The 21885-nt window shown below is 44.4% G+C and carries 31 protein-coding genes; 14 read left to right on the plus strand and 17 right to left on the minus strand.

Annotation, left to right across the window (positions count from 1 at the left end; all coding sequences use genetic code 11):
* Window positions 1-387: 387 nt before the first annotated feature.
* Window positions 388-612 (minus strand): hypothetical protein, encoded by a 225-nt coding sequence (locus IMZ31_RS19040; RefSeq protein ID WP_207531109.1) that lies wholly within the window; start codon window positions 610-612, stop codon window positions 388-390.
* A gap of 187 nt (window positions 613-799) precedes the next feature.
* Here IMZ31_RS19040 and IMZ31_RS19045 point away from each other — a divergent pair, with 187 nt between their 5' ends.
* The 7 genes from IMZ31_RS19045 to IMZ31_RS19075 all read left to right on the plus strand — a co-directional run bounded on the left by IMZ31_RS19045 (window position 800) and on the right by IMZ31_RS19075 (window position 6532).
* The gene (locus IMZ31_RS19045; protein WP_207531110.1) at window positions 800-1474 is read left to right on the plus strand and encodes a hypothetical protein; all 675 of its coding nucleotides are present in this window, start codon (window positions 800-802) and stop codon (window positions 1472-1474) included.
* 131 nt (window positions 1475-1605) lie between these two features.
* Window positions 1606-2214, plus strand: coding sequence for a WxL domain-containing protein (locus IMZ31_RS19050; RefSeq protein ID WP_207531111.1), 609 nt, complete (start codon window positions 1606-1608; stop codon window positions 2212-2214).
* Window positions 2215-2284: 70 nt separating this feature from the next.
* A complete protein-coding gene (locus tag IMZ31_RS19055; RefSeq protein WP_207531112.1) occupies window positions 2285-3316 on the plus strand; it encodes a WxL protein peptidoglycan domain-containing protein in 1032 nt (343 codons plus the stop codon).
* A 539-nt stretch (window positions 3317-3855) separates the two neighbouring features.
* Complete coding sequence (locus IMZ31_RS19060) at window positions 3856-4158, plus strand: hypothetical protein (RefSeq protein WP_207531113.1); 303 nt, start codon at window positions 3856-3858, stop codon at window positions 4156-4158.
* A gap of 132 nt (window positions 4159-4290) precedes the next feature.
* Complete coding sequence (locus IMZ31_RS19065; RefSeq protein ID WP_207531114.1) at window positions 4291-4953, plus strand: hypothetical protein; 663 nt, start codon at window positions 4291-4293, stop codon at window positions 4951-4953.
* A 19-nt stretch (window positions 4954-4972) separates the two neighbouring features.
* Complete coding sequence (locus IMZ31_RS19070) at window positions 4973-5305, plus strand: hypothetical protein (protein ID WP_207531115.1); 333 nt, start codon at window positions 4973-4975, stop codon at window positions 5303-5305.
* Between the two features lie 72 nt (window positions 5306-5377).
* Window positions 5378-6532: a hypothetical protein gene (locus tag IMZ31_RS19075; RefSeq protein ID WP_207531116.1), complete on the plus strand. Its 1155-nt coding sequence runs from the start codon at window positions 5378-5380 to the stop codon at window positions 6530-6532.
* A 26-nt stretch (window positions 6533-6558) separates the two neighbouring features.
* Here IMZ31_RS19075 and IMZ31_RS19080 read toward each other — a convergent pair whose 3' ends face one another.
* The 4 genes from IMZ31_RS19080 to IMZ31_RS19095 form a co-directional block, all read right to left on the minus strand.
* Window positions 6559-6759: a hypothetical protein gene (locus IMZ31_RS19080; RefSeq protein WP_207531117.1), complete on the minus strand. Its 201-nt coding sequence runs from the start codon at window positions 6757-6759 to the stop codon at window positions 6559-6561.
* Between the two features lie 253 nt (window positions 6760-7012).
* Window positions 7013-7474, minus strand: a complete 462-nt coding sequence (locus tag IMZ31_RS19085; protein ID WP_207531118.1) for a hypothetical protein — start codon at window positions 7472-7474, stop codon at window positions 7013-7015.
* A gap of 90 nt (window positions 7475-7564) precedes the next feature.
* The gene (locus IMZ31_RS19090; protein ID WP_207531119.1) at window positions 7565-7819 is read right to left on the minus strand and encodes a KTSC domain-containing protein; all 255 of its coding nucleotides are present in this window, start codon (window positions 7817-7819) and stop codon (window positions 7565-7567) included.
* Window positions 7800-8246, minus strand: a complete 447-nt coding sequence (locus tag IMZ31_RS19095) for a hypothetical protein (RefSeq protein ID WP_207531120.1) — start codon at window positions 8244-8246, stop codon at window positions 7800-7802. Before IMZ31_RS19095 ends, IMZ31_RS19090 begins: the two co-directional genes overlap by 20 nt.
* A 407-nt stretch (window positions 8247-8653) precedes the next feature.
* Between IMZ31_RS19095 and IMZ31_RS19100 the strand changes: the two genes are divergently transcribed.
* The 3 genes from IMZ31_RS19100 (at window position 8654) to IMZ31_RS19110 (ending at window position 10514) form a co-directional block, all read left to right on the plus strand.
* Complete coding sequence (locus tag IMZ31_RS19100; protein ID WP_207531121.1) at window positions 8654-9025, plus strand: HIT family protein; 372 nt, start codon at window positions 8654-8656, stop codon at window positions 9023-9025.
* A 124-nt stretch (window positions 9026-9149) separates the two neighbouring features.
* A complete protein-coding gene (locus IMZ31_RS19105; protein ID WP_207531122.1) occupies window positions 9150-9878 on the plus strand; it encodes a Bax inhibitor-1/YccA family protein in 729 nt (242 codons plus the stop codon).
* 147 nt (window positions 9879-10025) lie between these two features.
* Complete coding sequence (locus IMZ31_RS19110) at window positions 10026-10514, plus strand: hypothetical protein (RefSeq protein ID WP_207531123.1); 489 nt, start codon at window positions 10026-10028, stop codon at window positions 10512-10514.
* Window positions 10515-10546: 32 nt separating this feature from the next.
* Here the strand turns inward: IMZ31_RS19110 and IMZ31_RS19115 are convergent, their stop codons facing one another.
* From IMZ31_RS19115 to IMZ31_RS19135, 5 genes are all read right to left on the minus strand, one after another.
* Window positions 10547-10783, minus strand: a complete 237-nt coding sequence (locus IMZ31_RS19115; protein ID WP_242705747.1) for a nicotinate-nicotinamide nucleotide adenylyltransferase — start codon at window positions 10781-10783, stop codon at window positions 10547-10549.
* Window positions 10784-10964: 181 nt separating this feature from the next.
* Entirely contained in the window at window positions 10965-12557 is a 1593-nt protein-coding gene (locus IMZ31_RS19120) for an RNA-guided endonuclease InsQ/TnpB family protein (RefSeq protein ID WP_207531125.1), read from the minus strand.
* Window positions 12558-12650: 93 nt separating this feature from the next.
* Window positions 12651-13016 (minus strand): DUF7659 family protein, encoded by a 366-nt coding sequence (locus IMZ31_RS19125; RefSeq protein WP_207531126.1) that lies wholly within the window; start codon window positions 13014-13016, stop codon window positions 12651-12653.
* A gap of 130 nt (window positions 13017-13146) precedes the next feature.
* Window positions 13147-13887 carry a type 1 glutamine amidotransferase gene (locus IMZ31_RS19130; protein WP_207531127.1) on the minus strand — a complete coding sequence of 247 codons (741 nt, stop codon included), beginning with the start codon at window positions 13885-13887 and terminating at the stop codon, window positions 13147-13149.
* Complete coding sequence (locus tag IMZ31_RS19135) at window positions 13887-15233, minus strand: MurT ligase domain-containing protein (RefSeq protein ID WP_207531128.1); 1347 nt, start codon at window positions 15231-15233, stop codon at window positions 13887-13889. The genes IMZ31_RS19130 and IMZ31_RS19135 overlap by 1 nt, the downstream gene beginning before the upstream one ends.
* Before the next feature lie 120 nt (window positions 15234-15353).
* Here IMZ31_RS19135 and IMZ31_RS19140 point away from each other — a divergent pair, with 120 nt between their 5' ends.
* Genes IMZ31_RS19140 through IMZ31_RS19150 form a run of 3 tightly spaced genes read left to right on the plus strand, consistent with a single transcriptional unit; the run spans window position 15354 to window position 18034 of the window.
* Window positions 15354-16136 carry a serine hydrolase gene (locus IMZ31_RS19140; RefSeq protein ID WP_207531129.1) on the plus strand — a complete coding sequence of 261 codons (783 nt, stop codon included), beginning with the start codon at window positions 15354-15356 and terminating at the stop codon, window positions 16134-16136.
* Window positions 16133-17794, plus strand: coding sequence for a putative polysaccharide biosynthesis protein (locus tag IMZ31_RS19145; RefSeq protein WP_207531130.1), 1662 nt, complete (start codon window positions 16133-16135; stop codon window positions 17792-17794). The genes IMZ31_RS19140 and IMZ31_RS19145 overlap by 4 nt, the downstream gene beginning before the upstream one ends.
* A 39-nt stretch (window positions 17795-17833) precedes the next feature.
* Window positions 17834-18034, plus strand: a complete 201-nt coding sequence (locus tag IMZ31_RS19150) for a hypothetical protein (protein ID WP_207531131.1) — start codon at window positions 17834-17836, stop codon at window positions 18032-18034.
* Between the two features lie 49 nt (window positions 18035-18083).
* On the opposite strand, the gene IMZ31_RS19155 is transcribed toward IMZ31_RS19150, so the two are convergent.
* From IMZ31_RS19155 to IMZ31_RS19175, 5 genes are all read right to left on the minus strand, one after another.
* Window positions 18084-18344, minus strand: a complete 261-nt coding sequence (locus tag IMZ31_RS19155) for a hypothetical protein (RefSeq protein ID WP_207531132.1) — start codon at window positions 18342-18344, stop codon at window positions 18084-18086.
* A 48-nt stretch (window positions 18345-18392) separates the two neighbouring features.
* Window positions 18393-18545, minus strand: a complete 153-nt coding sequence (locus IMZ31_RS19160; protein WP_207531133.1) for a hypothetical protein — start codon at window positions 18543-18545, stop codon at window positions 18393-18395.
* A gap of 56 nt (window positions 18546-18601) precedes the next feature.
* Window positions 18602-18883, minus strand: coding sequence for a hypothetical protein (locus IMZ31_RS19165; RefSeq protein ID WP_207531134.1), 282 nt, complete (start codon window positions 18881-18883; stop codon window positions 18602-18604).
* A gap of 468 nt (window positions 18884-19351) precedes the next feature.
* Entirely contained in the window at window positions 19352-20092 is a 741-nt protein-coding gene (locus IMZ31_RS19170; RefSeq protein WP_207531135.1) for a hypothetical protein, read from the minus strand.
* Window positions 20093-20433: 341 nt separating this feature from the next.
* A complete protein-coding gene (locus tag IMZ31_RS19175; protein ID WP_207531136.1) occupies window positions 20434-20970 on the minus strand; it encodes a DUF2179 domain-containing protein in 537 nt (178 codons plus the stop codon).
* A 112-nt stretch (window positions 20971-21082) separates the two neighbouring features.
* On the opposite strand from IMZ31_RS19175, the gene IMZ31_RS19180 reads away from it, so the two are divergent.
* Window positions 21083-21292, plus strand: a complete 210-nt coding sequence (locus IMZ31_RS19180) for a hypothetical protein (protein ID WP_207531137.1) — start codon at window positions 21083-21085, stop codon at window positions 21290-21292.
* Window positions 21293-21365: 73 nt separating this feature from the next.
* Here IMZ31_RS19180 and IMZ31_RS19185 read toward each other — a convergent pair whose 3' ends face one another.
* Window positions 21366-21554, minus strand: a complete 189-nt coding sequence (locus IMZ31_RS19185) for a hypothetical protein (RefSeq protein ID WP_207531138.1) — start codon at window positions 21552-21554, stop codon at window positions 21366-21368.
* Entirely contained in the window at window positions 21551-21859 is a 309-nt protein-coding gene (locus IMZ31_RS19190) for a hypothetical protein (protein ID WP_207531139.1), read from the minus strand. The genes IMZ31_RS19185 and IMZ31_RS19190 overlap by 4 nt, the downstream gene beginning before the upstream one ends.
* Window positions 21860-21885 lie beyond the last annotated feature (26 nt).

Consider the following 21885-nt stretch of genomic DNA (forward strand, 5'->3'; position numbering starts at 1 on the left):
AAAAACAGGGGATGCTCGGTATTTCAAATGCCGAGAGGTTCACAACCGACCCTTCAGGCACTTGGCTTATCCTCGAAAAATGTGAAAGAAAACGAGAAGCTATCCCGCGGATTGCAAAAAGCCATACAAAAACAAAGATCATAAACATCAAAAAGCAGATGACACCTTCATCTGCTTTTTTTTGTCACCTCTCCCCCTCTCATGGCATACGCTACTCGTGAAGGAGCGAAACCTGTGGAAGATGTTTTGAAAGGGATCCTGATTCTTATGACGATTCTGCTTTTCTTTTCCATGTGGTCCAAAATGGTCGTCACATGGTTCTGGTTCAAATGGACCTTTTATCTGTGAAAAACCCTTTCTCAAAGAAGAGAAGGGGTTTTTGTTTCGTTACGCACTCACGTCGGTTTTTTGGAAATAGCCAGGATTCTTGCAAACTCCAGACTCGCCCAGCACCAATACATCCTGATCCTTCCCAATATCTTTGAAGAAGAACTCTTTTTCACGAGCCGTGTCCAAAATCCTGTCGGCAACCTTTCGTTTGGACTGAACATCCATCATCCCTTTCCACAGCAGGACTTGTCCGTAACGGTTGTAATACCAGGTGATCATCATGTTCATCTTCCTTTCTGATATCTGTTTTCCTTATCATAGCACCATTTTTTCTGTGAGAAAGACGATTCCCTCCCTTTTTTGAGACTGTTGATCCCGTTTTATGAAACAAATTCCCTCTTTTCATCACCCTTTCCTTTCTCGTTTTATAATAAAAGCGAACTACACCACCATAAAGGGAGAGGATCACATGGACCATCCAATTGAAAAACTCTTTGATTATGAAATGAGAAAGACTTTTATTCAGGTGTGTTGCAACAATGAGGGGCGGTATCTTGTTGTTGTTTCGGAATCGGCATCTGCGTTGTATACAAAAGGGTACGAAAAAGAAGAAGCCCTCCGTGTGATCGATTTGGAGGACTACACTCCTGAAGACGATGCTTTCGTGAGTGAGCTTCTGCCTCATGTAGAATATTACGGGGGTGGTTACTTGAGAAGGGGTGAGGAAAAAGAAGTAGCAATGGACATTGTCGTAAGTGAATCTTATGCGGGAAAAGTTACTGGTTCATCTGTACCCCTAACCAAAAAGGCGTTGTCCGAAGAAGCCTTGATCAGCAGACTGGGAGAAAAAGGACACCTGTTGGAGAAAGAAACATTAGAGGTGCTTTCCTTCATGCGGAAAGAAAAACTAGTGGACATTTTCCCTGAAGCCGAAGAGAGTTTGATCCTGGCTGGAACCTGCGTGTACGAGGATGACGCGGGAACAAGGATCATCGTAGTCGACGGCAGTTATTCTTGTTGTGAAGTATTAGGTGAAGCAACAAAAGAAACGGTTCATGACTATCTCGGGCGCCTCCGCTCTGACTCAACGCATTGGGACATGTTCGATGATCCTTCTGCCTGGGATGAAGCTGACATTTTTTAAAATCATGAGCCTGTCCAATGCGGACGGGCTTTTACAATGCTGTCTCTCTGGCCCTTTAACAGAAATTTTTTGTCTTTTTTTTGGCCAAACTCTATTTTTTGGTTATAACTTTCTTAAAGGAGGCGATTTCCATGAAGAAAATGAAAAAAACTGTGGCCTTTTTATCATCTTTATTGCTTATGTGCAGCATTCAAACGGTTCAGGCGGCAACCGACACGAGTTCTGCTTCTGGTTCGGTTTCTGAAGGAGAATTTAGTGTCGTTATCCCTTCAGATACGACCATCTCAGACATCACTTTAACTCCAGGTGCATGGTCAGATGGTTTCGGAAACATTCCGACAATACGTGTTAACGATGCACGCGGAACAGGTGATGGATGGTCATTATTTGTAGAAGCAAGTCAGTTAACTGAAGTGGGCGGTGCTGGGTATACCATCCCGACAGGCAATCTGACCATTGCTGATCCTCAGGCTGTTTCCCCAGTAGGGCCTGCGTCAACTGCGGACACACCTTGGCTTCAAACAGGCGGACCTTATGCGGTTGATCAGGGACCCATCTTTGTTGCTGAAGCCGAAGTGGATCATGGTCTTGGGTCATGGGACATCAGTTACCCTGTAAATGCCCTTCAGCTGAGCGTGAATCCGAGCTTTAAGATTGTTGACAGCGTTAACTACCCTGGCGTACCCACACCTTATCAGTCGACTTTAACATGGACGTTAAACAACGTTCCATTTTGGTAAAAAATAAAACCCTCATTTATGAGGGTTTTCCCATGTCAGGCCGTATAGTTGAAGAAAGGAGGCGGTAGTGATGAAAACTGTTCATGTATTGCTCGCATTACTGGTTTGGTTCTTTCCTGCTTTGGCTTTTGCCTCTGATACCCAGCCCGCTCAGGTGGAATTGACATTTCCAGAGCAGCAGGATGCCCATGTTTACTCCTACTTTGATTTCAAAACAAAAAAAGGAGAACAGTTCAAGGCAGAACTCATTCTGAGAAACCCCAACAAGGAAGAGATCACCTTGCAATTGCTGAAAGGAAAAGCGTTCACCCTTCCTTCTGGTAAAATGTTTATATCTGATGAACCAGGTTATGAGGACAGTTCGCTTCTTGGCAACAGAACCTCTGCATTTGAGTGGTTTACGTTACCCGAGAAAATAACCTTAAAACCGTTTGAAAGGAAAAAAGCCTCTGTATCCTTTCATATTCCTTCAGATGTGGAGGATGGAACATACATGGACGGGATTATTATAAACACAAACAGTGATGCGGAGTCACAAATTGATGAACAGGACGGAGAAATGGCGGTTGTTTTCAACAATCGTTACAGGGAAAACATTGCTGTTGTGTTTCGAATCGGCGAAGAAACAGCCTCATCCTTTTCTCCCCCTTCTGTTCAGGCGGTTGCGTTTGACTTTGAAACGCGGACAGCCCCTTATGTCCGATTTCTTCTTGCAAATGAACATTCCGTTATCCAAAAATATAAAACGTTGTCGATTGGTTTTGAAGGAAAAACCCATCATCTCGAAAAATTCATGATGGCTCCCCACACAGCTGTCTGGGTTCAGTTTCCCTGGGAAGAATCGCATCCGCCAAACGATACATACCAAGTAGCATTAGAAACTTTAACAAAAGACGATATCATGTTCAGCCAAGCAACTGATATTTCCTATGAAGGCAATCCTGTGGGGTTGGAGGAAGTTTTGGAAACGGTTCAAAAAGAAGCGGTAACAGCTGTAAAGGAAACGCCGCTCTGGGTATACGCACTGGCAACGTTTCTTTTTCTGAGTGGTTTCGTTCATCTGTATCTTTTCCGAAAACAAAAAAACAAAAAAAGGGAATAACCATTTCTTTGGGGTGTTCGCGCTTCCTGTATTTGCTACAATAAGCAAACAGATCGAAAGGAGCACGATATGCATTTTTATCATCGGGATGTGCTGAAGATGTTGCTGGATTACGTGGTGGCCTCTGGGGGGACGCGCATATTCCCCCGCTCGTTGACGGAAGCTGTGAACGCAGAAACTAAACGAAACCCGTATCAATGGACAGACTCTCTGCTGGAAGAAGGGGACACCGTTCGATATCTGCGCAGCTTATGTGAAGATGGTTCTTTTGTCTGTGCAGTCTCCTACACGTGTCCTGATTGCAGCGCATTGTTTGAGAGATCTGTACCGATTTCAGAAGAAACACCTCTCCCTTTCCCTTGCGATTCGTGGCGTTGTCCTAATTGTCCACTATTTCGTTCCTTTTGCGAATCGGACCTGTCCCATTTCTTCCGACCGACAGAGGCCTATATCGAATATGTGAAAAAACGGACCTAGCGTCCGTTTTTTCCTTTTCTTCTGCTCGCTCGTTTATAATAAGAGAAACAAAAGAGAGGGAAATGATATCGATGAGTCTCAGAAGCAGATGGAGCGAAAGCTGGAGCCAATACGACCGAAACGATGTCTCAGCAGATGAGGTGGTCGTGCCGAACGTCCGCCTTCAATCGGCAGCGGGCTGGTATATCGGAGCCGTGGAATTTTATTCAGAGGAAGAGATGGATTTTTATAGCCGAAATACTGAATATTATCCAAACGAAGGGATTCTGCGAAACGAATACTCCAAATCCATTTCGGTAGAAGAAGCGTTCGAAAAAGTGAAACATCACCCGCTGTACCAAAAGAAACTGGATCAAAAAAAGTGAAACGATGAAGGGTATAACCCTTCATCGTTTTTTTAATAGCAAGCCCATCGTTTGATCTCAAGGTGGCTTTTTCGCCCCCTGTTCTCTTTTCTTGCTATACTAAGGGAAACAACACCAGAGAGGAGAATCACGGTGGATAAACAGGTCATATTGAATGCTTACGAAACCTTGCGGGATACCCTTGAAACAGTGGATGTGAACGAGTTGAAAAAAATGTACTCAAGGAAAGAACTTGAGGCTTTGCAACAAGAGATTTACAATGTGGAGATCAGGAGTCTCGCTTACGAGATCGGGGAAGCAGCGAAAGAAATGAAACTCGAAGAATTCCCAGAACTTCTCGGGGTGCATCGCTACCCTGAATTAAAAGAAGCGTCGTTTCTGACGGAAGAACAACAGGTTGAAATGGATCGATTCCTTGGTGACCTCAGACCGAATCGCCACTATATTCATGGGATCCACCTGAAATTGAAAGAATCACATAATCCTGAAAAACAGGCAGCACTCGAAACCTTCCTGTTGGAAAAAGGGATTGCGGAACGACGCCACCACGTGGAATGCCCCCATTGCGGAGATTCTTATTTGTCGGGCGCGATAAATGATGAAGAAAAAGGGAAAGTTGAAGAATTCCTCCGCACAAAAGAGGAAGCCCTCGAGTCGTTCTTTATGGACACTGTTGATTCAGGGTGCGATGAATGTTTCTATGAAGCGGATGATCCGTACCGTTTGGAAAAACTCCCGTTTAAGACCCGTTTGCTTCTGGTGAAACAGGCGGACCGAACGTTGCAAAATTTATAAAAAGAGAGGAAGAATTTGGATGAAAGAAACATTAAGCGGTATTGTGAAAAATGCGTTATTTGCGATGGTTGATATGACCTTTGATCGTGCAAATGGAGAATGGCAAGATAAACAGGAAGAAAACCTTTCTGAATTTCTGCTCGATTTGTACAGCGTGAAAACAGAGACTCCAGAATATGAAATCTTAAAAATGAAATTTAAAGAAGAATTTGAGAACGACAGCCAATTCGCTGACATTGACGGACCACAGGCGGAACGAAAGATGGGTGATGTGATGAAAGAATTATGCCATGATGATCAGTTACCGAAAGTCATCGCAGAAGCCATATACGAACAGTATGACCGATCTTAAGCAGCCCCTGCGGCTGCTTTTTTCTTGTGGTTGACCTTTGGGGTATACTAGAAAAGCAAGGAGGTAAGCGTTATGTTTTCCGATTACATCAGAGGACTCCTGTATGGAGACGGACATCTATCCTATAAAGAAGGAACCCCTATTCTATATTTCAGTTCCACTCACCTGATTCTCGCAGGTTTTGTGGAGGACGCGCTTCAAAAACACAGTATTCCTTATATAGCTTATGAACGGGAGACGGGAGACTGGTCCCCGCTCGCCATTATTGAATCAAGAGACAAAGAGGTTATTCGATACGTGGATGAAACATCTCTCTTTCAGGGAGCGGATCTGAACCCCGACTTCCTGCGAGGCTATCTTGAAACAAAAGGAACGTTTTTCTCTTACGATGAGCAAGGGAAAACAAGACACCGCATTGCATATAGCGGCAGTTGCGATGATATGGAAAGAATCCATCAGCACCTGAGCGATGATCTCGGTGTGTCGTGTTCCTCGATCATTCATCGAAAAGAACGGGAAGAACAGGGGATCATCAGCGTTTCCTATCGGTTTGCGATCCAAAACCGAGACGGCATATATAAAATGGTAGACTACCTCTACGATAAAGAAGAGATCAGTCCGATGCTTTTAGATACGATGGATGAATTCCTGGCCTTTAACGAGAATACCCCTTCTTTCAGGATGAAAGATGTGTTTAAAAACTACCGTAATGCGACGAAATTTATGACCCGTCACCTTGGTCTTGATATACAAGGAAAAAAAGGCGGCGGGGCAGCAAAACCAAAGCCTGTTTTCTTGTGGGAGAATGGGGAAGTCGTTCGTGAATTTACGGGCGGTTGGAAAGAAGCGTACGTCTATACAAGTGAACTTTTCGCAAAAACTTACCCGTTTGATCCGCCACGGGTGGAACGGGGGACACTCATGATTCATCTTGAAAGCATCCATCTTCACCACAAGCGATTCAATAAAGTTCACATGAGCTTTATGGGCAGACGTGAGGGATTTTTGGTTACAGGGATCACAGAGATTGTATTTTCTGGCGCTCACATCCAAATGCATAAATTGTGTTGGTGCAGATTCCACTCTGCAAAAGGGGAACAGCTGGAAGCACACGGAATCAAACCTGATTCATCGGTTCCTCTCTCAGAAGAAGAACTGGATCAACTGAAACGTGACATCGAACAAGAAGTCACGAAGAACCCGAAATTCCAACCAAAGAAAAAGTGAAGCGAATGAACTCGCTTCACTTTTTCTTATAGGTACTCGTCTACATCAGGTTTTGCTCTAAACGTTTCTGTAAACGATACGATGCAATCCTCGCACAACACAAATGACCACTTCTCCCCGTCATAATCGCTCGGATACCCGTGGGTAACCCTGATGCTGTGAAACTGATTGTAGTCCCCATCCTGGACTCGGTAACTCATTTTTCCGCATTTATTGCATTCTTTCATCGAATCTCTCCTTCCTCTTTCCGTATTCGTAATATAGCAAAACGATAAGGGGAGGACTATACACGGTAAGAAGAAAAGGAATGAAGATCATTATGGAATCCATTAGTGAAACGTGACTGATGCTTTCATAGCATCCATCATTGCATCAATGGGGAACCCCTCTGTTGTGCCATCTCCAGGCGTTGATTAGAATGGGGAGAACAGAAAAAAGTTCCGCCCGCTGGGACAGAACTTTTATCATTCCTTTTCTTCTTTAAGATGCCATCGCTGTTGTTTGCTCTTCAAGATTTACTCCAACCTGTTCGATCAGATTCTCGATGACAGCATCGTTATGAAATTCATCTAACTTCAATTCATATTCCGCGTGGAAAGATGGTTCTTCGATCCCGTCGATTTCATTGTTTCGAAAGTGAACCTTTCCCACCACGTGAACAACCCCGTCCCTATAATCGAATGCACTCTCGCTGATCGGGGCTTCGGCGTAGTCGCTGGCAACAATGCCTTTCCACTCCACAAACGCGTTAATCAGAATCTCAGCGACGTTACAAAGCGCCCATTTGAACTCCTCATAGACGTTTTCATCCTCTAAGTTGTTCACAATGTCCTCGTACGTTTCGATTTTTCTGCCGCCTTTTATGTCGCGGAGCCCCTCTTTTGTAACCTTAACCACATCATTTCTGAATTCTCCTACTCTGTAATGATCCGTGAATTTCATATCGCAAACCCCTCTCTGTTTTCTTCCCTTCTAGTATAGGCCATATCTTAACAGAAAGGAAAAAAAGGCCGTTTTTTCTAAGGCCCCAGCTTATTTCAGGAAGGCATAATGTGGATTCCTCTCGTACTCTTCTTTGACACCCACTTTTTCACAAGTGTACCGATTGCGGATTTTCTTATTGAAAAACGCTCCATGACTGCCTTCCCGCAAAAAAGACTCCACGACATCTTTTGGGATATCATGGTAACGGTAGACATGATACCCAGAATGGAATTCGATCTGGAGCTCCTTTGTTTCTTCGTCGTATCGGTATCTAGCAAAAAGGTCACTCTTCTTTTCGTTCATGTGCATCCTCCGATTCTCTCGTTTGCGAAGATTTTAGATAAGCAGATACATAGTGTTCAAGATACGCATAAACGGTCCCGACACCCATAAAAACGATGATTGACGTCCCTTCTTCGAGTCCGTACGATTTCACGAAAGGATCGTAGTACCAGAAGTGGAAAAACCATTTCCCGATGAGGAACCCGATCCCTGTATAAATAAGGAGTTTGCTGAGAAGGGTTCGCAGTATAAGGGATAGCGGAAGCAATAGTGCGGCAAAAATAACAAAACTGATCATTGAGCCAACCATCAGATGGCCGATGCCAAACTCGAGATGCTCGCTTGTTTTGATTTTACTTCCTTCTAATTTCTCAACGACCCCTATCCCGCATAAAAACAGCAACGTAAACAGTAGCGAAAGAACCCAATAACGCCTGCTTTCACCCATGTGGTATCCCCCTATTTTAGCCTTATATAAACCTCTTTTTCTCTTCTTTCCTGATCTTCCTACCTCTCATTCTGATGAAAAAACTCACGAGAGTTCTCGTGAGTTTTGGGGTTAATAGATAGCTTCGGCCTGAGAAAATTCCAGCATAGCAACTTGTTCGCATAATGCAGAGGACAGTTCTCGAGGAACGGCATTTCCGAGGCAACGATACATGGCCCCAACAGGTCCCTTTATGACATAATCATCAGGAAGGGTACTCTAGGTTATGTTTGATAGACGAACATTCGGGAGGAAGTATAAAAAATTAGAAGTTTTTCAGCAACGAAAGAGATGCGTTTCCATATATAATAAAGAATAAGGGGAACGGCAGGGAAAGAACGAATCATCTGCCAAGAGGAGGGAATCTGATGACGTGCATATTTTGTGAGAAAGATACCGAAAAAGTGATTTTCCAAAACGAGTACGCAAAAGCCTTTTACGATGAATTTCCTGTAAATCAAGGCCACGTGTTGATTGTGCCAAAAGCACACCGAGAGCATTATTTTGAGCTGTCGCAGGATGAGGTCCTCGCCATTCTCGAATTGCTGCATGAATGCCGAGCCTATATTGCAGAACGGTTCCAGGCAGACGGGTTCAACATCGGATGGAATTGCGGGGAGGAGGCTGGACAATCTGTATTCCACGCCCATTGTCACCTGATCCCGCGATACAAGGGAGACGTGGACAAACCAAAAGGCGGGATACGGAATTTCAAAGAAGCGCTTGTGAAATACGATTGATCCTGTTCTATTTCGATTGTTTCTTGTTCATACTAAACGGACAAAATGATGCCAAAAAGACCGATCATTTTCAAAGGAAGACGATTTTTTCGAATAAACTATTTAAAAAAGAGGGAGTGATGGGATGCGATCTGGAAACCCAGCTTTAAAAAATGAAGTATTTATGAAAAAGTATGGAAAAGAAGGCGGCATGACGCTTCAGGGAACCGTGAATAAAACGATGGTTCTGGCCCTGCTTGTATTTCTTACGAGCATGATTTCCTGGAATCTGTTTTCCGTGAATCCGACAAGTGCTTACCCTGTCATGCTGATAGGAGCGATAGGAGGATTGATCGTGGCTCTCGTTACGATCTTTAAACCATCGGCTTCTCCACTATCAGCACCTCTATACGCTTTGCTGGAAGGGCTGTTTATAGGAGGGGTATCCGCAAGCTACAACAGCCAATACGGAGGAATTGTCATACAGGCTGTGTTGATCACCTTTGCCGTTTTATTTAGTCTATTAATTGTGTACAAGTCAGGATGGATTCGAGTTACCCAAAACTTCAGGTTAGGGGTTATGGCAGCCACAGGTGGCATTTTCATCGTTTACCTCCTCTCGTTTGTTGGTTCGTTGATTGGATTCCAAATTCCGTTCTTACACGATGCGTCCCCAATCGGGATTCTGATCAGTCTCGCTATCGTGATCGTGGCTTCGTTGAACCTCGTGTTGGATTTTGATTTTATAGAAAGAGGTGCGGAAGCGGATGCACCTAAATACATGGAATGGTACGGGGCATTTGGCCTGATGGTCACCCTGATCTGGTTGTATTTAGAAATCCTGAGACTATTGGCTAAATTAAATAAACGTTAAAAAAGAGATGACTTCTGGCATCTCTTTTTTTCAATCTCCTCCTATGTTGTTCGGAAAAAAACAGACGTCTATTTCCTCTATTTCTATCAGAGAGATGTATCATAAGAGTATCTAGTCCACTATAAACGAAGAATGGGAGAGGATGGGGTGGAATTCATCATTACGCAACACAATGCGGCGGAAACAATGAAGAAATTATTGATGGCAGAGTGGTATTTAGAAGGAAATCTGAACGGCTGGAGTCACAAAATCAGACACCTTCAAAACGTTTCCCATATGGTTGATACACTGCTTGATCGTACGGTGGAGGCGGGGTTTTGTACCTCGGTTTACCAGGACACGTTTGATACCGTTTGTGTCGAATTAAAGACCTCGTACCCTGAACTGAAACAAGCTTTTGATGAAGATTATAAAGTCGATCTTTCCTCTTTCCAGGAAGGAGAAGGTGTGATTGAACACTATGCCACGCTTGGAGAAGAGGAATGGGAAAAACCACCTAAGAGAGAATTAACACCTCAAGAAAAAGAAGAAAACATGAGATTGATGCGAGAGGAAATCGATCAAGCCCACATCGACATGGAAGAAGCAGAAGCGTATTATGCTGAAGGAATCACAGAAGACGAGCTTCCCTTTTAACCAGAAAAACCCGCTGATCAGCGGGTTTTTTATCATTTTTGGCCAGAAGACTCCCTCTTTTCTGCTACGAGTTCATCCCCGTATTTCCACTCCCCTTTCCCGATATCCCCGAGAAGATCCGCCCCCATCATGAAGCGAATCTCATCATGAGGGTACTTTTCCTTAAAGTGTTTCATCGTGTAGTACGTATAGATCGACCACGCTTCTTGCTTCATTTCATAATCGTCGACTTCAAAAAGAGGGTTATCTTCTATGGCCATTTCGATCATAGGTGAACCTCTCGGCATTTGAAATACCGAGCATCCCCTGTTTTTTCAATCGAACCGTCCGTACAGAAGCAACGCATTCAACCGAGAAACAAAGGGTAGCACCTTCGGATTGACCCTTACGGGTATCTCGAAGATTGTCTCCTGATCTATCAGGATAAGAGGTTCATATGGTTACCAGCAATTAAGCCGATAACTTCTGTAAATAAATCTTATGCCGTTTTCGATACAACGCCTTGATTCGATCATGGCGTTTTTTCTTTTGATAGGCATAGTCCTGTGTAATCTTTTCTAGTTCCACGTCTAGAGCCCGAAGGGCGATATTGACGCTGGCATTGTAATCCGCATCAGACGTATGAAAGCACACGGTACATTCAAACATCTTTCCGTTTCGATTACGATCGTCAATATGATGACAAACAGGACACGCTTTAGACGTATAAGCAGGGTCGACTTCTTTAAAAGCGATTCCCTTCCAATCGAGTTTTTCTTGCAGTTTCCCGATTAGTTTTCCTCTGATCCAGGAGGAGTCTCGTCTGTTGCTTGTTTTCCCTCGATCGAATTCTGTCAGGTCAAGCGATTCCATCGCCACCAAAACCTTTCGGTTTTGAACGGTTTTCATCACTCCGTTTACAGCCTTGTTTAGCCTGCGATTCACCTCATGGGCATAGACGCGTCGGCATTTGGACACCTTTTTCTGCCCGTTTAGCATGGAAGCCATGTGATGGATTTTCTCACGTAAGACAGTTTCACGTTCTTCTGTAACCCCATCCCTGTGCAGCTCTTTTTGGTAGGATCGCATTTTATTTCGAAGGTTAGAACGCATGTGAAGCTTCGGCTGCACCTTTTCATTATAAAAATGGTCCATCCCTTTGAAACTACCGTATTGTTCTCCTTCTGAGGAATACAATAAATCGGTTATTCCTGCATCCAGACCGATCACGGTTTTTGGTTTATAGGTTCTCGTTTTCTTTTTAAACGGTACGGTTACCTTTAGTTTTCCATTCCGAAGGGAAAACGAGGGAGAGCCCGTTTTATACTGGTCCAATCGTCTTACCCCTCTACGGCTGCCCGTTACGGGCATTTCGATCCATTTTGAACTCCCCAGCAACTTCACTTGGAGGACATAATCACTAGTAGTATCCTCTGATTTTTCGAGCGAACAGACTCGCGTGTCCAGTTGTACGGTTGCCTTTTTAACAAAAGGAAGTTTCCAGTTTTCGAGTTTTTCCCGATACAGCATCCGAACGTCTTCTCGGTGCTGGCGTCGTTCCTCCTCCGAGAAACTTAGTAAGGTTTTAAGCAGATCTTGATAGAATTGAAGGGTTTCCTCTTTAGGTTTTTTCTTATCCCGTTCGTTTTGAATGAGCTTTTGAAGGGTTTCCAATTCATCCTCATCCCGTATGCACGCATGGAACAGTCCGATGGACTGAAGGTAGGGTTTAAGGTGTTCTTCGTGACGAACGACGTACCCGTATAGTTTGTTTTTGATGTGAATTAGATGATTATGAAGTTCTTTAACAGCGTAATCTATGGCGTTTTGTCCGTACGCAGAACCAAGGGGATGGGTATGCCGTTTCGCTTTCTCAAGCCCTCTGACTCGAGGAGACTTAGGGTTGTTATTCAGGAGATCAAGTGTGTAGGTTTCATCCTGAATCATCTCGTTTATAAAGAAGTTTACAAGCGCGGTAAAAGCTTTTTGGGTCTCTTGGAAACGCTCCCCTTTAACCTTCGTTGGATTTCCGTATAAAAAAACCGACTTCGTCTTGGTGGCCATGCTTACCCTCCTTATTTCATACATATAGTATATGTGGAAAAAGCTGTTTTTATCACGTCGAAAAAAGAAATCAACCCCAACATATGGTCGCTTTCATCTCGGCATTGAAATACCGAGGATTCCCGCTTGTCTACCTAACTCGCCCGTGTAACCGTACTCATGGTTCCATAGTTCATAATCAAACATTTCGAAGATAAACCCTTCACCTGTCGAGTCTTCATCCATCGCTTCTTTCATTTCCATGTCGTGCCGACGGAGAAGTTCAGAGAACGATTCCTTATCTGATTTTCGCATAAACCCGTTATATCCAAAAGATGCGACCTGGTCCGCGTCCTCTGGAGACAACCCCAGTTTTTTCATTCCCTCTTCAAACTGTTGTTTGCTGAAAGCGAACACCATGGGGAAATCATTCATTTCCTTTTCTTGTTTTCGTTTCAACCCTTCATAAGTGATAGTCATTCGATCCATCTCCCTCTCTTAAGATATATGTGCAATCGCGATCCTTTCTGGTTTTATCCTCTCCATCATACCTAATGTAGGAAAAAGGAGGTGAAAAAACATAAAAAACCCCTTCGTCGAAATGAAGGGGTCAGGAAATGCAGCGACTCCACAACCGTTTGCTCGCTTCTTTCGAAAACGTATCATCGAGAGGTTCAAGGCTTGTGACGCCGTACTTTCGTTCCATCGCTTTCAGGATGAGATGATCGCATATACGCGGGTTCTTACTAAACAGAGGGCCATGCATATAGGTTCCGATCAGATTTTTATAGTGAAGGCCCTCTTTTTTGTCTCGTTTGTTGTTTCCGTATCCCTTTACCACATCGCCGAGCACGTCATAATCATGAAACGTCTCGCCTCCGTGATTCTCATATCCGATCATACGGCCGAAGAGAGGGTTGACGACATGAAGGTCCCCGATCAGTCGTTTTTTCACATTCGTCGCATCAGGCACACGGGAAACCGTATGAAAATCAAGAAGATTTAATCCTTCGAGTTTCTCTCCGTTGTAAAGCTGGTAGTAAGAACCGAGGAACTGATACCCACCGCACACTGTCAGTCCGCCCACCCCGTCTTCAATCGCCGCCTTAAAATCACTACGGATTTTTTGGAGCTCATCTGTGACGAGTGCCTGTTCACGGTCACTCGCACCTCCGATGAAGAAGAGGTCCGCATTCGATAAATCCGCATCACTCGCCCGTTCTACCTGGTGGAGGCGAAACTGTATCCCGCGCCATTCGCAACGCTTCTTGGCGATCGTGATATTCCCGCCGTCTCCGTATAGGTTTAATTGGTCAGGAAAAAAATGCAGCAAATCAAGACTATACCTCATCAGACCCACTCCCTGTTATCTGTGTTAATGTCTTCATGGTTAAGCAACAACTTCCTCACCTCTTCAAGAGGGGTGTAATTGCTGAGAATATACGTCTCCAAGGAAACCCGAGCCATTTCATCGATCGCCTCCTGGTAGGAAGGGAGGACGAGGATTCGTTCTTTCGGCACACCCGCATAGAGAATCCGAATGGCCATGTCATAAGCTCTGATGCCAGAACAAATGACCCGCTTCACATCACTTCGGTTGACATGTTCGTAATCCGCGTCCCAAATCCAGGAAGGATCTTTCCCATCCGCATCAAGATCATTCAAAAAGAAGACCATTTGTTTATCCTCTTTTGACTGAAGGAAATCCGACAGCGTGCTGTTTACGCCTTGCGGGTTTTTGGCAAGGTTTAACGTTAACGGGCTGTTGTAAAGGAAAAATTGCTGCATCCGTCCATTTTCAGCCGTATAGCTTTTTAATCCCTTTTTCATGCTCGTTCTAGAAAGAGAGATCGTTTCTCCAACCGCGATCGCAGCCAGAATGTTGTAAGCATTGTAAGCACCCTTTAAGGAGGAATGATAGGTTTTCCCGTTCACCGTTACAGAGGCCGTTGGCGTATCGGTCACGCGCGTGGCTTCCCATTGTGGAGTCGGGCGCTTGAACCCGCAGTTCTCGCAGTGGTAATATCCAAGCTGACCATAGTGAACATAATCATAGGAAAATGGGTGACCACAAAGGCAAAACTTTGAATCCGTCATCGTCTGAGAGGGAAACGTGTAACTGTTTTTCTGTAATCCAAAGTAGGAAATGTCGCAATCGAGGGTAGACAACCGCATAGCAAACGGGTCGTCTGCATTCAGGATGAGTTTTGTTTTGTGAGGAGCAATGGAGGTTTTCACTTTATCAACAATGTTCTCAATCTGACCATACCGATCAAGCTGGTCTCTGAAGAAATTGGTCACCACGATGACGCTCGGGGTGACGTAGGCTAAAACGCGCTCCATTGTGGCTTCGTCTACTTCAAGGATTGCAATATCCTTATCTTTAATGCGTCCCCGCAGATCCGATTCATGAATAAAAGAAGATGTGATCCCTGTGATTAAATTGGATCCAGCCCCGTTGTTAAGGTAACGGCGTTGCCCATAGGAAACCATATGAGATAACAGGTTCGCTGTGGTGGTTTTGCCGTTCGTACCTGTCACGATCACAATGTCATCCACCTGCCGTGCCAGCTTTTGAAGCATCGCTCCGTCAAACAAACGCCCCACTTTGCCTGGAAGGCTTGTTCCGTTCATTCCGATTATTTGAGAGGCCGTTCCAGCAAGCTTCCCTGCCATCACGCCAAAAAAATACAACATGCATCTTCCTCCTTCAGGTGATCTCCTACTCTTATAAACAAAAAAAGATGGGATTCCTTCCTAGGAATCCCATCAGAATCATTGTATAAAGAAGAAAACGAAGGAGGAGGAACAGGAGACATGGACGAAATCAACCAACAGATCAAAACCCTGCTCTCAAAAGGAGCAGGCGGGTGGGCCAACCTCCAAACGTTATGGAAAGATCATCAGCACGTTCAAAAAAATGAGGGATTCAGCCGATTTCTCGGCGATCCTTTTGGCGCTTTTTTAAAGAAACGCACTTCCGCCATCGGGGTATGCGTGTATGATTTAGGACGTAATAAAATGTACGCTTATAACGGGGATCATGTTTTTGGGATGAACGAAACGGTTATGGTTCCAATCGCTTATTATCTGTTAACATCAGGAACAAAAGTGGAAGAGGAACACGTGAAACACATGATGCGGGACAGTGACCACGAAGCCGCCTCTTCTGTATGGAAAACCATCGGGGGGAAAGAAACCATGAACGGTTTTTTTAATTCCCTCAACCTCTATCGCATGGATGCAGGAGATGGGGGGAGATGGGAACAATCTGTCACAACACCAGGAGAAATGACAGAATGTTTGCGGTCTCTTTATTATGAAAAAGAAAACATCGACCTTCTTCGTCATATGAAACAGGGAAGAAAGGAGCAAAGATGGGGCATAACAGCAGGGAATGAATGGGATCAGGTCTATCTGAAAAACGGGTGGAAAAGGAAAGATTGGAACGACTGGTGCGTGAGCACAACAGGCATTGTGAAAGGGGAGAATCCTTATGTTTTGTCGTTTTATACAGAAAACAACCCGAGTCTTGAGTACGGCATCCTGACCATCGAGACCATTAATCGGATGATTGTGGAGAGGATGCGGGAGGCATGAACAATCTATTAAAAGGAACCGCCATCTTAACGGCCTCCCAGTACCTGTCAAAGCTTCTCGGGTTTCTTTATATCATTCCGTTTATCGCTCTTATCGGTACAAAAGGGTACATTCTGTTTGAATACGCCTACAAACCGTACACCATCATGTTAAGTATGGCGACTCTTGGTGTCCCGCTTGCCATATCGAAGTTCGTATCAAAGTACAACGAATTAAAGGAATACAAAACGGCCAAACGTCTGTTTAAAATGGCGGTTGTATTCGCCCTTCTATCAGGAGGGGTTTCGTGCCTCGCTCTTTATTCCCTTGCCCCCTCTGTTGCGCCGTTATTGATTGATGAGGGGAGTGTGACAGGAAACACAAAGGGGGATATCATTTACGTCATCCGTATGATTTCATTCGCCCTTATCCTTGTTCCCCTGATGGCCGTCATCAGAGGGTACTTCCAGGGACACGGAGCTATGATTCCAACAGCTGTATCGCAAACACTTGAACAACTTGTTCGCGTTACATTTATTTTGGCTGCTACCTTTTTCATTCTTGAGACGGATGGAGGAGAGTTAACGAAAGCCGTCGGAATGGCCACATTTGCAGCGACCGTCGGGGCTCTCGCTGGATTACTTGTATTGTTGTGGTATTTAAAGGCGTGGAAAAAACGTCTCGATCCGTATCCTGAACCCCATGAGATGGTTCATACCGCTCGTTCGAAAAGAGAACTGATGGGGGAGATGATCACCACAGCCCTCCCATTTGTCATCATCGGACTTGCCCTTCCGCTCTATCAGCTCATCGAAACGTTCACGGTTAATAAACCATTAATGGAAGCAGGTTACTCTCAACTCGAAGCGGAAACCGTAAACTCCCTTATTGCACTCGCGCAAAAGCTGATCCTGATCCCTGTCGGACTCTCCACGGCGTTCGGACTTGCCCTTCTCCCTGCCATCACGAAAGCACACACGGCTGGAGAGAAAGGGATCGTTCATCACCATATGACAAAAACGTTCCAGGTTCTCCTCTTTGTGCTGGTACCCACCACGTTCCTGTTTATGACGGGGGCAGACGATCTTTTCGGAATTATGTTTGGACTTGAGAACCAGGAGGCGGGCGGGCGAATCATGATGTGGTATGCTCCAAGTATGATCCTGTACAGTTTTTATATTGTGACCGCAAGCATGCTTCAAGGATTGAATCGTGAAAAATTCGCCATTCTCGCTCTTTTGATCGGGGTCTTCTTAAAACTCCTCTTGAACCCGTATTTCGTTATGACGTTTGAGGCGGTAGGGACGATTCTGACCACAAATATCGGCTTCCTCGTTTCGATCGGGCTTCATCTGTGGTGGTTGCGGAAACAGGCTCAGTACCCCTTCCGTAAAATCGTGTTCCAGAGCGGAACCATTATGGTAGTCGGATTCCTGTCAACGGTGGTTGGATTTTTGCTCATGGCTTTGTTTACTTTTATCACAGGGGATCAGGAAACGATCGTAATGAACCTGATCCGCATTCTTATCCTTGGCGGAAGCGTGATGACTGTTTATGTCGTCGCAAGTATGAAAACGGGCATACTGTTCCAACTGATGGGAAGCCGTTACCGATGGTTAAGACACGTCGAAAAGAAGTTAAAGAAAAAAACGGGTACTAAATCAAACCACCCCGCATAGAATAAGAGTAGAACATAACCTATGAGGAGGAAACAACATATGAAGAGTATTCACATCGAGGTTTCAGCGGAGAAGTTTACGAAAAAAGAACGCTTTGAACAAATGGTGGGTGTGGACGGATTTTCAGATGCCTTTAAAAACGGAACGCTATATCTGACGGATGAAGGCAAAAAACTATTAGGAATGGAACGATACGAGCAAAAACGAAGACGCCGTCGCAGACGAAAACAAGCGGTATAACGTAAAAAAGCAGCCTCATAAGAGGTTGCTTTTTGTGTGTGTAAAAGGGTTATGGTTTATTTGCTGGTTCCTCGAAACTTTCCATGACATTTAAAACGACTCTGATGACGCTGTCGTAAAACGCCTCCGTGAACGTTTCTAAATCGGTGAGGTGTTCATCATCCCACATGAGTGCAATCTCATCAGGTTCGTATCCTTTTAACAATTGAAACTCATTCAGCAGATCTCGAATCACATCTCTTTTGGAGTAGCCTTTCTCATTCAATAAGAACGTTCCAATCTCTTTTCGTTTTTGTTCATCGGTTTTCATTCGTATCATCCTTTCTCCTTCACTCATGAGCTTCAAACACAATAAGGATTACCAGGAGCGGATGCTTGTTGTTTTGTAAGGTGTTCCGTTTTTAAAGGCTTCGCGGCGCAGACTAATTTCTAATCGAGTGGCATCCCTGTGAGACGGAACTTTCTCTGATTTTCGAATTCCGTTTTGGTATTCAATGGTTACTGTGTACATCGAAAAACCCCTTTCGTTTTTTTCTATGATAGCACTATATCGAATGGGGGCTGTGATTATTCTTCTTTTTTTGACTGGGAGAATGAGATCCACACTTCTTTGCAGCGACCGAAGCAAAACGCGTGGTCATCGTATGTAGGGTGGGTTACGTTGGGGTAGAGGTATTGGTGGCAAAGGGAGCACGTTTTCGTAATCCCTCTTCGGGCTAACTCGTCTCGTATTTTATGCTGAAGGGTTTCCGATGCTTCAAAAGATGGGTTATACGACCCAAATCCCTGAACGGATGCATTGTGATAGGTCTGGAGGATGTCGATTAGTTCTTCTGTGGTCAGGTTCATGCTTCCACCTCCTTTACCATGAGTGTAAAAGGAGGGGAGGCTTCAGGCAATTATTTGCCTCGTTTTTGTTAAAAACTGGTAAACAAAAAAGCTCACCCTTATATAGGTAAGCTTTCTCCTTGCGATCTGAGCAAGGTTTCCAGACGACACGCGTCGCACATATCCTCGATATCAAGCATGCCATCCTGTTCATTTAAGGTTTTTTGACAATCGTTACACAACACGTAAGCATCACCTCAGCAAGGGAGTCTTGTCCGAATGGTCGAACAGAATGATTGTTTTATCAGATAAAAGAGCAGTTCCGAGCGAGGGAAGTGCACCTTGCAGCCCATTTCGCCGAAATCTGCTCAGTATTTGATTATCAATAGAATGGTTGATTCCCATTCTATTCTATCATATCGGAATGAACTGTTTGTTGCAAGCGTTCACAACTTATTGAACGCGCGAGTGAAATAGAACGAGGGAAGCTTAAACAACGTTCACATTCTTTTCGCTTTTTTTGTGTATGTTTTGCAAGTACATACGAACTTTTTCCTCAAATTCTGAACAAGCCTCCTGAAATTCGATGTCATGCCACTGCGAGCCGACTGTTCCGTTAGCTATAAACGATTCAAATAAGGGCTCGTTGTTCCTTGTTACAATCACGGCCGTCAGACCTTTTTCGTCATGCATTGTGAATCCGAAGGGGGTGGCTGTTGTAACATTTGGAAACGCTTGGGCGAACCGTCTGAACTTTTCGAGTATTTCCTTTTTTTCTGTTTGTTGCTCTACTTTTTTCCGCTCCTCTTCCAAACGTTCTTTCTCCCCCAGGACCTCTTCGATGTGGTTGAAAATCGCCAAGAGAAAAGCGTGCGGGAGAGGGGACAAATCCAACCGATCCGCTTTTACCACCGCTTCGGAACCCTCTTTTCTGCAACTGATGGTAACTATTGATTCTCCCTCTTCGAATAAACACAACTTCTTATACCATGGCATATACACCCATTCCACTCCCCGTAGTGATGCATGAAACCCGTTGTCTCGTTTCTCCCATGATGAACCATCACTATCAAGGATCGGCAGCAACAGCGGGGTGAGAGAAGACCCGTTCATTTTGCTTTTCAAGGATTCCCGTATCTTTTTGTTCTTTTTCCCGTTAGAGAACGCCCAGTAAAACGAGGGCCCAAATAACAGGAGCAAGGTAACCGCAAACATTAATTCAACGATCATAAAGGATCACTCCATTTCACATATTGTATGCGTAATGTAGCTGAAGAAAGGAACAGAAAGAAGGGGGAAAAAAGATCTTTTAAAAAGAGAAAAACGACCCTTATACGGGATCGTTTCACCTGCCGTTCCTTTTTCCAATTCCCTCTAACCATTCTCCAAAGAACCCTACCGACACCATACAAAGAATAAGCCCTACAAAAATCAAAACCGTCAAAATGCTAGGATAGTGGTAGCCAAATCTGAGGATCGTTTCGCTCAACCGCTTTTTTCTTTCGTTGTACCTGTCAAGAAGCTTCACAGTCATGCCTCTCTTCCTTTTTTCTTATAGTATATACAGAAGGTCATGAGGTTTGGGCTTTTTTTCGTCTCCGCTTCATCGATTTTAACCAGAAACCGCCTTTAAAGGCTTTTGGTTCATACACCACGATAAAGGCAGATGGTTCGTAGGATTCGATTTTTTGAAACAAATCCTTTTCCTGGTTTCGTTTTGTGAGGATATCAAGCTTGTAGCGCTTGCTGTCGATTCCTTCTCCTTCATATAAGGTTACGCCGTATCCTTCTTTTCGCAAACCCTCGACAAGGTCCATATTTTTCGTTTTTGTAATCACCTGAAACGTGGTGTAGCCGATCGCAAGCTTTCGTTCGATCAGGGTCCCAAGGAAAAGACCTGCCGCAAAACCGACGGCGTAGACAAGCATCGTGACAGCGTTTTGTTCGCCGCTGAAAACAATGGATAACCCGAATACATAAATCAGTGCTTCTAAAAAACCTAAGGAAGCGGCCGCCAAAGACTTCCCTTTTACCAACATGACCGTCCGAAGAGTGAACGTGGGTACGTGAAGCAGTTGCAGCACCAGAATCAAAAGAATATCTTTCATACGCATCTCCTTATCATTTGATACGTTATTGTACAGGATGAGGGAAAGAGAGGGAAACAGTGTGGCAAGTTTTTTGGTAAACTAGACATAAAAGATTAAGGAGGCGGTAAACATGGTTCTTTTGCTGATGTATCTGTGTTCCATTCCACTTTCTGTTGTGATGAAGCGGTATGCGATCCGAAACAGCGGCCATACAGAAACGTTCAACGTTCGTTCCTGGAGGAAACGAGATACCGTCGAAGCTTTTGTTCCAGCCATCAACGTCTTTTGGGCGTGGGTTGATTTTTCAGAAGTGTTTTTCACCAAAAGGAATTGGAAATAGCGATGCTCTTGCATTGCTTCATTATACTGAAAAACCCATCTGGAATCAGATGGGTTTTTATATGAGATGCAAGCTATTCCTTCTTTGTTGCCACCACCGTAGCGCCTGTAACAACCGACTTCAACCGACTTCCTCCCGTTCCAGACGACACCTCGCGAAACTCGGTATCAAAGTGCACATCATGCAGAACAAGGCCTCTTTTTTCAGCAAATTCACGCATGGCTTGTTCCATTTCCTCTCGACTCATCTCGTACTCATTCATTCTGTTTTCTCCTCCATTTCAGCCAACATCTTTCGGAAACTAGAGGGGGAGAACATCTCTCCTTTATAATGCTTTTCCAAGTGAGAAACAGCTGAACGAACGGCCTCCACTTCAAAAGCGCGGGGGAAATCTTCATCTTTATTCTGATAAGCGAACAAAAGTTTCGCCATCAAGAGCGATGCTTCTTCCGTAAGTTTCGTAACCGTTTCCTGAAGCAGAAGGATGTCACGCTCGAACACACTTTTTGGTAAGTTGCCCCAACGGCTCGGTTCTCGGTTCAACAGTTCCTTAATCGTTTCATCCATTTCTCGTACCTCCGTTTCTTTTTCTC

This window comes from Pontibacillus sp. ALD_SL1, from assembly GCF_017355605.1.

Bases quoted from the DNA above. Each gene is read 5' to 3' on its own strand.
- IMZ31_RS19040 (WP_207531109.1), bottom strand. From the start codon at position 612: ATGATGATCACCTGGTATTACAACCGTTACGGACAAGTCCTGCTGTGG.
- IMZ31_RS19045 (WP_207531110.1), top strand. From the start codon at position 800: ATGGACCATCCAATTGAAAAACTCTTTGATTATGAAATGAGAAAGACT.
- IMZ31_RS19050 (WP_207531111.1), top strand. From the start codon at position 1,606: ATGAAGAAAATGAAAAAAACTGTGGCCTTTTTATCATCTTTATTGCTT.
- IMZ31_RS19055 (WP_207531112.1), top strand. From the start codon at position 2,285: ATGAAAACTGTTCATGTATTGCTCGCATTACTGGTTTGGTTCTTTCCT.
- IMZ31_RS19060 (WP_207531113.1), top strand. From the start codon at position 3,856: ATGATATCGATGAGTCTCAGAAGCAGATGGAGCGAAAGCTGGAGCCAA.
- IMZ31_RS19070 (WP_207531115.1), top strand. From the start codon at position 4,973: ATGAAAGAAACATTAAGCGGTATTGTGAAAAATGCGTTATTTGCGATG.
- IMZ31_RS19075 (WP_207531116.1), top strand. From the start codon at position 5,378: ATGTTTTCCGATTACATCAGAGGACTCCTGTATGGAGACGGACATCTA.
- IMZ31_RS19080 (WP_207531117.1), bottom strand. From the start codon at position 6,759: ATGAAAGAATGCAATAAATGCGGAAAAATGAGTTACCGAGTCCAGGAT.
- IMZ31_RS19085 (WP_207531118.1), bottom strand. From the start codon at position 7,474: ATGAAATTCACGGATCATTACAGAGTAGGAGAATTCAGAAATGATGTG.
- IMZ31_RS19090 (WP_207531119.1), bottom strand. From the start codon at position 7,819: ATGAACGAAAAGAAGAGTGACCTTTTTGCTAGATACCGATACGACGAA.
- IMZ31_RS19095 (WP_207531120.1), bottom strand. From the start codon at position 8,246: ATGGGTGAAAGCAGGCGTTATTGGGTTCTTTCGCTACTGTTTACGTTG.
- IMZ31_RS19100 (WP_207531121.1), top strand. From the start codon at position 8,654: ATGACGTGCATATTTTGTGAGAAAGATACCGAAAAAGTGATTTTCCAA.
- IMZ31_RS19105 (WP_207531122.1), top strand. From the start codon at position 9,150: ATGCGATCTGGAAACCCAGCTTTAAAAAATGAAGTATTTATGAAAAAG.
- IMZ31_RS19115 (WP_242705747.1), bottom strand. From the start codon at position 10,783: ATGATCGAAATGGCCATAGAAGATAACCCTCTTTTTGAAGTCGACGAT.
- IMZ31_RS19120 (WP_207531125.1), bottom strand. From the start codon at position 12,557: ATGGCCACCAAGACGAAGTCGGTTTTTTTATACGGAAATCCAACGAAG.
- IMZ31_RS19125 (WP_207531126.1), bottom strand. From the start codon at position 13,016: ATGACTATCACTTATGAAGGGTTGAAACGAAAACAAGAAAAGGAAATG.
- IMZ31_RS19130 (WP_207531127.1), bottom strand. From the start codon at position 13,887: ATGAGGTATAGTCTTGATTTGCTGCATTTTTTTCCTGACCAATTAAAC.
- IMZ31_RS19135 (WP_207531128.1), bottom strand. From the start codon at position 15,233: ATGTTGTATTTTTTTGGCGTGATGGCAGGGAAGCTTGCTGGAACGGCC.
- IMZ31_RS19140 (WP_207531129.1), top strand. From the start codon at position 15,354: ATGGACGAAATCAACCAACAGATCAAAACCCTGCTCTCAAAAGGAGCA.
- IMZ31_RS19145 (WP_207531130.1), top strand. From the start codon at position 16,133: ATGAACAATCTATTAAAAGGAACCGCCATCTTAACGGCCTCCCAGTAC.
- IMZ31_RS19150 (WP_207531131.1), top strand. From the start codon at position 17,834: ATGAAGAGTATTCACATCGAGGTTTCAGCGGAGAAGTTTACGAAAAAA.
- IMZ31_RS19155 (WP_207531132.1), bottom strand. From the start codon at position 18,344: ATGAAAACCGATGAACAAAAACGAAAAGAGATTGGAACGTTCTTATTG.
- IMZ31_RS19160 (WP_207531133.1), bottom strand. From the start codon at position 18,545: ATGTACACAGTAACCATTGAATACCAAAACGGAATTCGAAAATCAGAG.
- IMZ31_RS19165 (WP_207531134.1), bottom strand. From the start codon at position 18,883: ATGAACCTGACCACAGAAGAACTAATCGACATCCTCCAGACCTATCAC.
- IMZ31_RS19170 (WP_207531135.1), bottom strand. From the start codon at position 20,092: ATGATCGTTGAATTAATGTTTGCGGTTACCTTGCTCCTGTTATTTGGG.
- IMZ31_RS19175 (WP_207531136.1), bottom strand. From the start codon at position 20,970: ATGAAAGATATTCTTTTGATTCTGGTGCTGCAACTGCTTCACGTACCC.
- IMZ31_RS19180 (WP_207531137.1), top strand. From the start codon at position 21,083: ATGGTTCTTTTGCTGATGTATCTGTGTTCCATTCCACTTTCTGTTGTG.
- IMZ31_RS19185 (WP_207531138.1), bottom strand. From the start codon at position 21,554: ATGAATGAGTACGAGATGAGTCGAGAGGAAATGGAACAAGCCATGCGT.
- IMZ31_RS19190 (WP_207531139.1), bottom strand. From the start codon at position 21,859: ATGGATGAAACGATTAAGGAACTGTTGAACCGAGAACCGAGCCGTTGG.